Below are 13,851 nucleotides of genomic sequence, written 5' to 3'. Positions count from 1 at the left end.
AAAGAAAAAATGCACCCGTGATAGATTATCAAAAGGGTAGTTTAAGAGATGATTTCAATTTTGGTTCGGTTCTATTATTTAACACTGAAGCTTTAAAAGACTCTGTTAATCGTATGAAGGCATCTTATAATGCAGCTGGATTATATGATTTAAGACTTAAACTTAGTCAGAAGTATAAATTAGAACACATCAATGAATACCTATATTCTGAAATAGAAAAAGACACCCGTAAAAGTGGTGAAAAAATATTCGATTACGTAGATCCTAAAAATAGAGGAGTACAAATCGAGATGGAAAAAGCCTGTACAGAACATCTTAAAGAAATAGGAGGATATCTTGCTCCTCAATTTGAAAAAATCGAATTTGAAGCTGATCACTTTGAATATGAAGCATCTGTCATCATACCTGTTCGTAATAGAATTAAAACAGTAAAAGATGCGATAGAGTCAGTGCTAAAGCAAAAAACAACTTTTAAATTCAACTTAATCATTATAGATAATCACTCAACTGATGGCACAACTGAAGCCATTGATAGCTTCAAAGGAGATGATCGATTAATTCACCTAATACCCAACCGCAAAGACTTGGGTATTGGTGGGTGTTGGAACGCAGGTGTTCATCATGACAAATGTGGAAAATTTGCTATTCAATTGGATAGCGATGATGTGTACAAAGACGAAAACACATTACAAACAATGATTAATGCTTTCTACGAGCAAAATTGTGCTATGGTTGTTGGAACATACATGATGACAGACTTTAATATGAATATGATTGCTCCTGGAGTTATTGACCATAAAGAATGGACTCCAGAAAACGGAAGAAATAATGCTCTACGCATCAATGGGCTAGGAGCGCCTAGAGCTTTCTATACCCCTGTGTTACGAGAAATCAAGGTGCCCAACACTAGCTATGGAGAAGATTATGCTCTTGGTTTGAATTTCTCAAGACAATATCAAATTGGTAGGGTCTATGACATCGTTTATTTATGCCGCCGTTGGGAAGACAACTCTGATGCATCACTAGACATAGTCAAAATGAATGCACATAATACTTATAAAGATAGAATTCGTACCTGGGAGCTTGAAGCACGAATCAACTTAAATAAAAAGAAATAAGAATGAATATAGAGGTTGACAAACTTTTTCAACAACAATTGGGAGAATGGCCTTTAGCTGCTAAAAATTTTAATGCCTTGTCTGAGGTTAAAACAAAAGAGGTTAGCGTAAACGGAGTACACTATCGTGTACAGTTTAACCCGGCAAGAATAGTTTCTTCAGCAGCTAAGGTTGACAGTGCGTCTATTCAGGCTCGTAAATGTTTTTTATGTGCAACAAATAGACCCATAGAACAGAAAGGGATTAACTATAAGCAGTATGTTATACTGCTTAATCCCTTTCCGATTTTCCCTAGACATCTTACTATTCCTGACATTAATCACGTGGACCAAAAAATAGAAGGCCGCATCTGTGACATGTTGGATTTAGCAAAAAAAATAGATGACTATGTCTTGTTTTATAATGGTCCTAAATGTGGAGCATCAGCCCCTGACCACATGCATTTTCAAGCAGGTAATAAAGGATTTTTATGCATAGAAAAAGATGTTACCAACCTTCCTTTAGAGAAATTAAAAGAGTATAAATCAGCAAAACTGTTTTTACTAAACGACAATCCTAGAAATAGTTTAATCATCAAAGGGACGACCTCTGAAGATATTAATGAACTTTTTAATCAAATCTATCATACCCTACCAGTTCAAGAAGGTGAATCAGAACCGATGATGAATTTAATAGCTTGGTATGACAAAGATGAGTGGACATTAATATTATTACTAAGAAAAAAACATAGACCAAATGCTTTTTTTGCCAAAGGAGAAAATAAATTAACAATAAGTCCAGCTTCTGTAGATTTGGGTGGAGTATTCATTACTCCTCTAGAAATAGATTTTAATAAAGTAAATGAAAAGCAAATTCTTGAGATAGTATCGGAAGTCTCAATGTCCAAAGAAGAGATTATTAATCTACTAAAAAAGTAAACATGAAAGCCCCTCAAGTAAGTGTAGGTATTCTTTTTGAACCTAAAATAGAATTCACTCTCCATATACCCTATCTCATCAACGGAATTGTAGTAGAAGGAAAACAATCTGTTCTATTTCAGCAAGGTCAAATTGCTTGGAATAACGTATTGTATGATGAGCTTTTATTCATCCCAACAAATACAGATACAGGATCCTTTGAATTAGAAGATGTAACTATTGGAATCAACTTCCATTGGGAAAGGAAAGAAAATCAAAAATTTAGAGGCTCACTCCGAATTATTGTTGAAGATGATAAGCTTACAGCTATCAATATACTACCCGTGGAGGAATATTTGACGAGTGTTATTTCTTCCGAAATGAGTGCTAATGCTTCACTTGAGTTATTAAAAGCTCATGCAGTGATATCAAGAAGCTGGCTACTAGCTCAAATTCAAAAGAACAAAGACTTAAAATCGGGGAAAGAGCAATATTCAAATCAACAAATCAATACAGACGATGAGTATATTGTTTGGTATGACAAAGAAGACCATGTCAATTTTGATGTTTGTGCTGACGACCATTGTCAACGCTATCAAGGAATAACAAAAGCCTCAACTTCATTAGTTCAACAAGCTGTTCATCAAACAGAAGGAGAGATTCTAACTTACAATGGACGTATTTGTGATGCTCGATTTTCTAAATGTTGCGGAGGTGTACTAGAAGAATTCAACACTTGTTGGGAAGAATCATCGCATCCCTATTTAGCAAAAAAGAGAGATTCAATAGACAACGAAAATATTCCAAACCTAAAAGTAGAAAATCTTGCTGTTAAATGGATTAAGGGATCTCCAGAAGCCTTCTGCAATACTACAGACAAAAAGATATTGAGTCAAGTCCTTAACAACTACGATCAAGAAACCACCGATTTTTATCGATGGAAAACAGAATATACCCAAAAGGAGCTAGCAGATCTTATTTATAAAAACACACAACTTGATTTTGGAGAAATCATTAATCTAACTCCTATTTCAAGAGGTGTATCAGGCAGATTAATCAAGCTTAAAATAGAAGGGACTAAACGTTCAAGAATAATAGGGAAAGAATTAGAAATTAGACGAGTATTATCTAGTTCTCATCTTTACAGCTCAGCCTTTATTATTGAAAAAGAGGATATCCAGAATAACATTCCTCAAAAATTTACTTTTAAAGGAGCTGGATGGGGACATGGTGTGGGATTATGCCAGATAGGAGCAGCAGTAATGGGAGAAAAAGGGTTTAAATATGATTCGATTTTACTCCACTATTACATCAATGCCAACATTGAGAAACATTACTAAACATGAAAAACAATACAATGAATAATCAAAAACGGGTGTCTCCTTGGGCATGGGTACCAACACTCTATTTTGCCCAAGGCTTACCTTATGTTGCCGTAATGACAATTGCTGTCATTATGTATAAACGACTAGGACTATCCAACACAGACATTGCTCTATATACATCTTGGCTATACTTACCATGGGTAATAAAACCTTTATGGAGCCCATTTGTAGACCTTGTAAAGACCAAAAGAGCTTGGGTTGTAGCTATGCAAGCTTTAGTTGCTGCAGGATTTGCAGGAGTAGCATTTTTTATCCCCACAGCATTCTATATAAAAATGAGTTTAGCTTTCTTCTGGCTTCTTGCTTTTAGCTCTGCTACTCATGATATTGCAGCGGATGGATTCTATATGCTAGGATTAAGTACAGGAGATCAATCCTTATTTGTGGGTATCCGTAATACAGCATACAGACTTGCTACGATCTTTGGACAAGGAGTCCTTGTAATGTTCGCTGGAGCAATGGAAGAAGGCATTCTTTTTTCTTCAACAAAAGGGAATATTCCTTTAGCCTGGAGCATAACTTTTTACTTACTCGCTGGTATATTCTTAGGCTTAGCACTGTATCACAACTATGTACTACCCCGACCAGATGCAGATGTTAAACGACCTAATTTAAGTGCGAATCGCATTTTAAAAGATTTCTTTGAAACCTTTATATCCTTCTTTAAAAAGAAAGATTTAGGCTTAATGTTCTTTTTTATTCTAACCTATCGACTTGGAGAATCTCAGCTAGCCAAGATAGCCTATCCTTTTCTTCTTGATGGAACAGACCAAGGTGGCTTAGCTTTAGATACATCAACGGTAGGAGTAATTTATGGTACTATTGGTGTCATAGCTCTTTTAGTTGGAGGTATCATTGGAGGAATATTAATATCTAAAAGTGGATTTAGGGCATGGATTATCCCTATGGCAATAGCAATTAACTTACCCGATGTTCTCTATGTTTGGTTAGCATGGGCAACACCAGACAATGTATGGCTTATCAGCTCTGCCGTAGTCTTAGAACAGTTTGGCTATGGTTTTGGATTTACTGCTTATATGCTTTATCTCATTTATATTGCTGATGGAGAACATAAGACAGCTCATTATGCCATAGCAACAGGTTTCATGGCTTTAGGAATGATGCTTCCTGGAATGGTAGCTGGTTGGATACAAGATCACATTGGCTATACAAACTTCTTTATTTGGGTATGTATCTGTACAATACCTGGAATTGTAGCATCTATAATGGTTAAGAATAAAATCGATCCTTCTTTTGGACGCAAAAAAATAAACAGATCATGAAAAACTTTAAACTTCTTATCACTCTTTTTACATTAAGTCTCGTTTTTCCTCTCAACGCACAAAGAATAAAAACAGGTATTGAGGTTCTAAAATCTCAGAACTTTAAAATACTAGAAGGAAAAAGAGTTGGATTAATAACTAACCCTACTGGGATAGACAATAATCTTACATCCACTGTAGATATATTAAACAATGCACCCAATGTAAATTTAGTTGCATTATACGGGCCAGAGCATGGTGTCAGAGGAGATATTCATGCGGGAGATAAAGTAGATAGCTCTGTAGATGCAGCAACAGGACTTCCTGTACACTCTCTATATGGTGCTACAAGAAAACCTACTCCAGAAATGCTAAAAGATATTGATGTACTTGTTTATGATATACAAGATATTGGTTGTCGTTCTTTTACTTACATCAGTACTATGGGCGTAGCAATGGAAGCAGCAGCAGAAAATGATAAAGAGTTTATTGTCTTAGATAGACCAAATCCATTGGGAGGAAACAAAGTTGAAGGTAATTTAGTCGAGGACCCTTATATCTCTTTTGTTAGCCAATTCAAAATTCCATATCTCTACGGCTTAACTTGTGGAGAACTAGCACTACTCATTAATAAGGAATTTATGTCAGAAAAGCCTTGTGACTTGAAAGTTGTAAAAATGAAAAAGTGGAAAAGGAAAATGACTTATGAAGACACCGGCCTACAATGGGTTCCTTCTTCTCCTCATATTCCACATCCTCATTCTGCTGTATTCTACCCCATTTCTGGAATTTTAGGAGAACTTGGCTATATGTCTATAGGAGTAGGTTATACTATACCTTTTCAAATGTTTGCAGCCCCATGGATTAAAGCAGAAGAGTTTGCACAAAGAATGAATCAACTAAACTTACCTGGTATAAAGTTCAGACCTATACACCTAAAGCCTTTCTATTCAGTTGGCAAAGGTGAACATCTACAAGGAGTTCAAGTTCATGTAGTTAATTATAAGAAAGCTAATTTAAGTGAAATCCAGTTTTATATAATGCAAGAGGTTGCTAATCTATATCCTGACAAGAAAATTTTTGACAACTGTAACAAGTCGAGATTCAATATGTTTGATAAGGTTAGTGGTTCTAATTATATAAGAGAAAAGTTTAGTCAAAACAACAACTGGAACGATGTTAAAGACTATTGGAATAAAGATGTGGCAGATTTTATGAAGCTATCCAAAAAATATTACCTTTATAAGTAAGAATTATTTTTTATTTATATCACTATGAGAACACAAAAGAATTACAAAGATTTTTTAGATGAAGCGGAAAACATCATTCCTAAAGAACGGATTTATACGGACGAACTACGCAGATTAGCGTGGGGCACCGACGCTGGATTTTATCGTTTGATCCCTCAAGTTATCTTACGACCTAAATCAGAAGAAGAAGTTTCTAAACTAATGGCTTTATCTAATAAATATCAACTACCTGTTACTTTTAGAGCAGCAGGAACAAGCTTATCGGGTCAAGCAATTAGCGACTCTATCCTTATGGTGGCTGGTAAAAACTGGGAGAACTATAAGATTTCATCGGATCATCAAGAAATTACTCTTCAACCGGGTATTATAGGACAAAGAGTAAATGAAATCTTGAAACCTTATGGACGGATATTCTCACCAGACCCTGCATCTGTAAAAAGCGCAATGGTAGGGGGTATTATTATGAATAATGCTTCTGGGATGAACTGTGGTACACATGCCAACAGTGACAAGGTTTTAAAATCTGTTCGTATGGTCTTTGCTGATGGTACAACATTAGATACAGGCAGTAAAGAGAGTCGTGACAATTTCACCCAATCACATCCTGAGTTTATTAAAGGCATCGAAAAATTAAGAGATGAAGTAAAAGCTGATAGTCAACTAGCTGAAAGAATACGCTATAAGTATTCTATCAAAAATGTAACAGGACTTAATATTAGACCTTTAATTGCTTATGATGATCCTTTTGATATCATAGCACACTTACTTGTAGGCTCCGAAGGGACATTAGCTTTTGCTTCAGAATTTACTATGGCTACGGGATATGATTATCCATATAAAGCCAGTGGTATGCTCTATTTCAGCGATATAAAAGAGGCTTGTCGTGCTGTTGTAAAAATGAAAAAAATAGCCAATGAAAAAGGTGAATGGATTGTTAAAGGAGCTGAGCTATTAGACGAAAAATCTCTTTCATCGGTTAACGACCCAACAGGTGTTGGACTTACAGCTGTGCTAACAGAAACAATGGCTGTAACCAAAGAAGAATTAGATAGAAACATCCAAGTTATCACAGATGCACTTCAAGAATTTGATACTTATATTCCTATACACTTCACGGATGATCCAAATGAGTACTCTAAGTATTGGGCAATTCGTGCTGGTATTTTCCCTGCAGTGGGTGGTACACGTGAATTGGGTACAACTTGCTTAATTGAAGACGTAGCATTCCATATAGAAAACTTACCTGAGGCAACTGCTGAACTACAAGATCTACTAAGAAAACACAAATATGATGATGCTTGTATCTATGGGCATGCTCTTGAAGGAAACTTCCATTTCATCATTAATCAATCTTTTGATTCTCAAGAAGAAGTTGACCGATATGAAGAGTTAATGGAGGATGTTAAAGTACTTGTCGTTGATAAGTATGATGGATCGCTTAAAGCAGAACATGGTACAGGTCGTAACATGGCTCCATATGTAAAATACGAATGGGGAGAAAAAGCTTTTATGGTAATGAAGCAGATAAAAGAGCTTTTTGACCCTAATAATATGCTTAATCCGGGTGTAATCTTTAATGATGATCCTAAATGTCATATCAAAAACTTCAAACCACTACCTCTTACACATCCTATCGTTGATAAATGTATTGAGTGTGGCTTTTGCGAGATCAATTGTTTAACCTGTGGTTTTACTCTTTCTTCAAGACAAAGAATAGTTATTCAACGAGAAATTTCTCGTTTAGAGAGAGAGAACTCCAATCCTGAGAGAGTTAACCTTTTGAAGAAACAATATAAATATTTAGGAGAACAAACTTGTGCAGGTGATGGACTATGCTCTACATCTTGTCCTATGAAAATTAATGTGGGTGATTTAACTCATGTATTGAGAGAAATGAATATCCCTACTAACGGTTTTGGATATAAGATTGGAGACTATGTTGCCAACCATTTCGCAGGAATTAAGAGTGTACTAAGACCCACATTGTCAGTAGCCAATGCTGCTCATTCGGTTCTAGGAACATCTTTAATGAGCTCGATAACAAGAGGTATGCACAAAGCATTCAAAGTTCCTCAATGGACTCCAGCCATGCCAAAGCCTTATTACCCTAATAGAGCTAAAGTTTTAACTCTAAAATCGCCTAAAAAAGTAGTATACTTCCCTAGCTGTATTAACCAGACTATGGGTCTAGAAAAGAAATCTCCAGAAGAGTTACCACTTATCAACAAAATGGCTTCTCTACTACATAAATCGGGTTACGAGATTATTTTCCCAGAAGGCTTAAGTAAGTTATGCTGTGGTACAATATGGGAAAGTAAAGGTATGCCAGAAATTGCGGATAGAAAAGTTAAAGAATTAGAGGATGCTCTTTGGGAAGCAAGTAATCATGGAGAGTACCCAGTTCTATGTGATCAAAGCCCTTGTTTGTACCGAATGAAAACTTGTATCAGTAAAATGAAGCTTTATGAGCCAGCTGAATTCATTTATACGTTCCTAAAAGACAAACTAGAATTTAAGCCAGTCAATACTCCTGTAGCTGTCCATGTAACTTGTTCTATGCGTAAAATGGGTATTGCTGATCAAATAATAAATCTAGCTAAGCTTTGCTCAACTCATGTTTTTGTTCCCGAAGAAGTGGGATGTTGCGGCTTTGCTGGAGATAAAGGCTTTACCAATCCAGAAGTAAACTCTTATGCTCTCAGAAAACTTAAGCCACAAATTGAAGAGAACAATATACAAATGGGATATTCTAATAGTAGAACCTGTGAAATAGGTCTTACTACTAATTCTGGCATCCCCTATGCTTCAATCGTCTATTTAGTAGACAAATGTACATCTGTAAAAACTGAATAAACTATTCATATGATAAAGAAAGAGAACCAACGCTTACTTGCTTTAGATATTCTCCGTGGTATTACTATTGCAGGAATGATTTTAGTAAATAATCCAGGAAGCTGGGGTAGCATTTATGCTCCACTAGGACATGCTGAATGGAATGGATTAACTCCAACAGATTTAGTATTTCCTTTTTTTATGTTTATCATGGGCATATCAACTTATTTCTCACTAAGGAAATATAAGTTTGAGTTTTCCAAAGAAGCAGCCCTGAAAATATTGAAACGTACCATTATTATTTTTGCTATCGGTTTAGGAATAGCTTGGTTCTCTCTCTTTTTAAGAACTTGGAATAGTCTTGCTTCAGCAGACATCAGCATTTTTGAACGATTATCTCAATCTATATTTGTTTTTGAAAATTTAAGAATATTAGGTGTGATGCCAAGGTTAGCTCTTACATATTGTGCTACGGCAATCATAGCCTTAACGATAAAACACAAATACATACCCTCACTAATTGTGGGCATATTAATAGTCTATACCTTTATTTTATTCTTAGGTAATGGTTTTGAATACAATGAAACCAATATCTTATCCATAGTCGATAAAGCTATATTGGGTGAGAATCATATGTATAAAGACAATGGCATAGATCCAGAAGGACTTGTCAGCACCATACCAGCTATTGCTCATGTTTTGTTAGGCTTTTTTGTTGGAAAAATATTTACCGAGAAAAAAGATATCCATAGTAAAGTTGAATTTCTTTTCATTATGGGTTCAATTCTTACTTTCGTAGGACTTTTACTCAGCTATGGCTGTCCAATCAATAAAAAAATATGGTCTCCTACTTTTGTGTTAACAACATGTGGCTTAGCCTCAACATTATTGGCTCTCCTCATCTGGATAATAGATATTAAAGGCTATAAGAGATGGAGTCTATTCTTCGAATCCTTCGGGGTTAATCCTTTATTCATGTATGTCATGGGAGCCTTTCTAACCATTTGCTTTGGAAGCATCCTTTTTCCCTATGGTGATGGATCAATCAGCATACATAACTTTATGTACAGCATTGTTTTAAAGCCCACACTTGGAGCTTATGCTGGTTCATTAGCATATGCTCTGCTCTTTGTTGCGCTAAACTGGGTAATAGGATACCAACTATACAAACGTAAAATCTACATTAAAATATAATATTACACACAAATATGATACTTATCGCTGACAGCGGTTCAACAAAAACAGATTGGACCATTATTAAAGACGACAAAACAACTCAACTTGTTACTACCAAAGGCATCAATCCTTTTTTCCAAACCGAAGAAGATATCGCTCAAGAAATAGAAAATAATCTATTACCTTATTTACCAAATTCAACTTTTGATGGTGTCTATTTTTATGGAGCAGGATGTGCTTTTGATGATAAAATTAGAATAGTTTCTCAAGCTATAAAAAGACATATCAATTGTAGTGAAATAGTAGTAAACTCAGACATGCTAGCTGCCGCACATGCTCTATGTGGAAGAGAATCGGGTATCGCTTGTATTCTAGGAACTGGCTCTAACTCGTGTGCTTACGATGGAACTAAAATTGTAGAAAATGTATCCCCTCTAGGGTTTATTTTAGGAGATGAAGGCAGTGGAGCTGTTTTAGGAAAACTTTTCATTGGAAGTTTATTAAAAAATCAATTAACCAAAGGACTAAAAGAAGAATTCTTAAAAGAATATGACCTTGCTATTGGAGATATCATTCATCGAGTATATAGAGAATCATTTCCAAATCGTTTTTTAGCTAGTGTGTCTCCTTTTATCAAGAAACATATTACAGATGCTTCAGTTCACAACTTGGTGCTGAATAGCTTTATGGACTTTTTCCAAAAGAATGTCATGCAATACAACTACAAAAAAGAATCGGTTCATTTTATCGGTTCTGTTTCCTTTCATTATGAGTCTATATTAAGAGAAGCAGCAGAATTAAAGGGCATTAAAATTGGACAAATATTAAAAAGTCCAATGCAAGGACTTATCAAATATCACTTAAGCAAATAATTATGAGTTTCGTAAAAATATCAGAACAACCTTCTCTTTACGAAAATTTAGAGAAAAAATCTGTACGAGAAATACTAGAAGATATCAATCAGGAAGATCAAAAAGTAGCACTTGCTGTACAGAAGTGTATACCACAAATCGATAAACTAGTTTCCCAAATTGTTCCTCGTATGCAAGAAGGTGGACGAATATTTTATATGGGTGCTGGAACTAGTGGACGCTTAGGAGTCTTAGACGCCTCAGAAATCCCCCCCACCTTTGGTATGCCTCCTACTTATGTTATAGGACTTATTGCGGGAGGAGATATCGCTCTTAGAAATCCTGTAGAAAATGCAGAAGATGATGAAAAAAGAGGTTGGGAAGAACTCCAAGAACATGGTATAAACGAAAAAGATACAGTTATTGGTATTGCTGCTTCTGGTACCACCCCTTATGTTATTGGAGCTTTAAGAGAAGCCAGAAAACATGGAATCCTTACGGGAAGTATAAGCAGTAACCCAGACTCTCCTATGGCAGCAGAGGCAGATGTAGCTATTGAAATGATAGTAGGTCCCGAATATGTATCGGGCAGTTCTAGAATGAAATCGGGTACAGGACAAAAAATGATCCTCAACATGATCACTACTTCCGTTATGATCAAAATGGGAAGAGTAAAAGGAAACAAGATGGTAAACATGCAACTGAGCAACAAAAAACTAGTTGACAGAGGAACCAATATGATTGTTGAGGAACTTGGATTACCTTATGAAGAAGCAAAAGAACTCTTAATTACACACGGCTCTGTGAAAAAAGCCACCGACTTCTACAAGCAAAACCACTAGTAATGAAAAAACATTATCATATTCTATTATTATTTCTTATTATAACTCAACAACTGGCAGCTCAAAAGTTGCCAGTTGTTATTCCAGAGAGCGTCAATTTAAATACAGTTCAATTATCTAATATAGATAGAGTAGTCAACGATGCTATGGATAAGAAAGAGATACCTGGAGCTGTTATTGCTATCGTAAGAGAAAATAAAGTGGGTTACCTGAAAGCTTTTGGAAACAAACAGGTATACCCCACACCTATCCCTATGGATATACACACAGTCTTCGACTTGGCTTCCTGCACAAAACCTTTAGCCACAGCCATAAGTACGTTTATATTAATAGATAGAGGATACCTCACCTTAACAGACCCTGTAGAAGATTTCATACCTAAATTCAAGTCTTTTAAAAATGATTCAATAACAAAATCAATTCAAATTATAGACTTGCTTACACACACTTCAGGATTACCTGCCTATGCACCCGTATCAGAACTGATGAATCAAAAAGGGGATCTTAAAGAGGTCTTAAAAGAATATATTAGTACCTGTAACAGACTCTATGAACCTAAAATTCAAATGACATATAGCTGCTTGAATTATATCACGCTCCAATACATTATTGAAACTATATCTCAACAATCTTTACAAGAGTTCACCCAAGACAACATTTATAGACCTCTGAAACTCTCTTTTACAACATTCAATCCTAGCGATAACCTCAAAGCTTTATGTGCTCCAACCGAGCTTTTAAAGGATGGAACTCTCTTATTGGGAAACGTGCACGATCCTCTTGCTAGAATTATGAATCAAGGCATTTCAGGTAATGCAGGCTTATTTTCAACAGCAGAGGAAGTAGCTCTTTTAACCTCTATATTTATTAATAAAGGAAAAGCAAATAAAATTCAAATATTAAGCCCTGCATCAGTAGAAAAAATGAGTCATTTACCTTTCGGACTATCCTCTTTTGGTAGAACTCCAGGGTGGGATATGAATTCTCCTTATTCTTCAAATAAAGGAGATCTTTTCAGCGATGAGACCTATGGTCATACGGGATATACAGGCACATCAATACTCATTAATCAAAAAGACAACTTGGCTCTTATCCTATTAACCAATGCTGTACATCCTTACGACAAGGGTAAAACAATAAGACTAAGAAAACAAATTGCTAATATAGTGGCAGCATCTGTAGGAACAGCTGGTAATGAAGGATATCTCAACCATTATGCTGAGAGAAATACACAATTTGAAAATGAAAAGAAAATCACTTCACGAGATATTGTTTTTCTAGGAGATAGCCACATAGAAAATGGAGGAAACTGGAATAAGAAACTCCATAGCAAACGAATCATCAATAGAGGAATTATAGGAGACAACACACAAGGAGTACTGAATAGACTTACTCCTATCGTACAAGGTAAGCCCAAACAGATTTTCTTATCTGTAGGGGTTAATGATATTTCTCAAGGTTTGAATAATTACACCTTACTAGAAAATATTGTAAAAATAATTCAGAAAATATTAGAAGTATCCCCACATACCAAAGTAACACTCCAAACTTTAATGCCTTTCAATGAAAAGAAAAGTTGGTATCGCTTATTAAAAGGAAAATCTGAGACAATTCAAGAATTTAACACATTCTTAAAAGAGTTAGCAAGCAAATATCAATTGGATATAGTAGACGCCTATGATTACTTCATAATTAATGGGACTAATCAATTACGCCCAGAATTAACAAATGATGGGTTACACCTTACAGAGGAGGGATATAAAATATGGTCTGAATTACTAAATAGATATATATTATAAAAGACAACCAACAAAAATCAAAGCCTATTCAGAATTAACTGAATAGGCTTTTTTTATACTCAAAAACAGTAATCGGAATACTAAAATAAAAAGAATACACCACTTTTTAAAAATTGGCAATGCGAGTATGACACCGACATGATGATGACATGACACCGACATGTTACACTCTTGACACCGATAGAATATGATTATAACTCTGTTACAACCTTTATACTCTAAATAGTATATATCGATGCAAATCAAAACTAAAACAAGCTCAATAAAATCACTATAACCTGGCACAGACATCGATTTTGGTCACAAAAACGGGTCAGTCCGTAAAGTTGGGGATTTAACAATTAGTCCATTTCTACTTCCCTTATAAAATATTACTTTTGATCCATGAAAAAGAAAGCAATCGATTATAAGGATATATTGTCCATGTTCCTTCCTAAAGG

Annotated in this window: 10 protein-coding genes; all 10 read left to right on the top strand. The window is 35.3% G+C overall.

The features are described from left to right. Nucleotides 1-1,118 (top strand): glycosyltransferase family 2 protein (locus K8V80_RS09915; RefSeq protein WP_276777549.1); only part of this gene is annotated, 1,118 nt, incomplete at its 5' end. A 2-nt stretch (nucleotides 1,119-1,120) separates the two neighbouring features. After that, nucleotides 1,121-2,035, top strand: coding sequence for a DUF4922 domain-containing protein (locus K8V80_RS09910; protein WP_006743912.1), 915 nt, complete (start codon nucleotides 1,121-1,123; stop codon nucleotides 2,033-2,035). A gap of 2 nt (nucleotides 2,036-2,037) precedes the next feature. Continuing rightward, nucleotides 2,038-3,354, top strand: a complete 1,317-nt coding sequence (locus K8V80_RS09905; protein WP_276777546.1) for a SpoIID/LytB domain-containing protein — start codon at nucleotides 2,038-2,040, stop codon at nucleotides 3,352-3,354. Between the two features lie 2 nt (nucleotides 3,355-3,356). Then, nucleotides 3,357-4,682 (top strand): MFS transporter, encoded by a 1,326-nt coding sequence (locus K8V80_RS09900; RefSeq protein WP_040310100.1) that lies wholly within the window; start codon nucleotides 3,357-3,359, stop codon nucleotides 4,680-4,682. After that, nucleotides 4,679-5,911: an exo-beta-N-acetylmuramidase NamZ family protein gene (locus tag K8V80_RS09895; RefSeq protein ID WP_006743909.1), complete on the top strand. Its 1,233-nt coding sequence runs from the start codon at nucleotides 4,679-4,681 to the stop codon at nucleotides 5,909-5,911. Before K8V80_RS09900 ends, K8V80_RS09895 begins: the two co-directional genes overlap by 4 nt. Before the next feature lie 24 nt (nucleotides 5,912-5,935). Next, nucleotides 5,936-8,764, top strand: coding sequence for an FAD-binding and (Fe-S)-binding domain-containing protein (locus tag K8V80_RS09890; protein ID WP_276777541.1), 2,829 nt, complete (start codon nucleotides 5,936-5,938; stop codon nucleotides 8,762-8,764). A gap of 9 nt (nucleotides 8,765-8,773) precedes the next feature. Continuing rightward, a complete protein-coding gene (locus K8V80_RS09885; protein ID WP_276777539.1) occupies nucleotides 8,774-9,937 on the top strand; it encodes an acyltransferase family protein in 1,164 nt (387 codons plus the stop codon). Nucleotides 9,938-9,951: 14 nt separating this feature from the next. Next, nucleotides 9,952-10,791: an ATPase gene (locus K8V80_RS09880; protein WP_276777536.1), complete on the top strand. Its 840-nt coding sequence runs from the start codon at nucleotides 9,952-9,954 to the stop codon at nucleotides 10,789-10,791. 2 nt (nucleotides 10,792-10,793) lie between these two features. Continuing rightward, complete coding sequence (gene murQ / locus K8V80_RS09875) at nucleotides 10,794-11,612, top strand: N-acetylmuramic acid 6-phosphate etherase (RefSeq protein WP_006743905.1); 819 nt, start codon at nucleotides 10,794-10,796, stop codon at nucleotides 11,610-11,612. A 2-nt stretch (nucleotides 11,613-11,614) separates the two neighbouring features. Beyond that, nucleotides 11,615-13,411 (top strand): serine hydrolase, encoded by a 1,797-nt coding sequence (locus tag K8V80_RS09870; RefSeq protein ID WP_276777535.1) that lies wholly within the window; start codon nucleotides 11,615-11,617, stop codon nucleotides 13,409-13,411. Nucleotides 13,412-13,851: the final 440 nt, after the last annotated feature.

It is taken from the genome of Bacteroides coprosuis (genome assembly GCF_020741705.1).
Lineage (GTDB): Bacteria > Bacteroidota > Bacteroidia > Bacteroidales > Bacteroidaceae > Bacteroides_E > Bacteroides_E coprosuis.
This window is presented reverse-complemented; position numbering and strand designations above follow the sequence as displayed.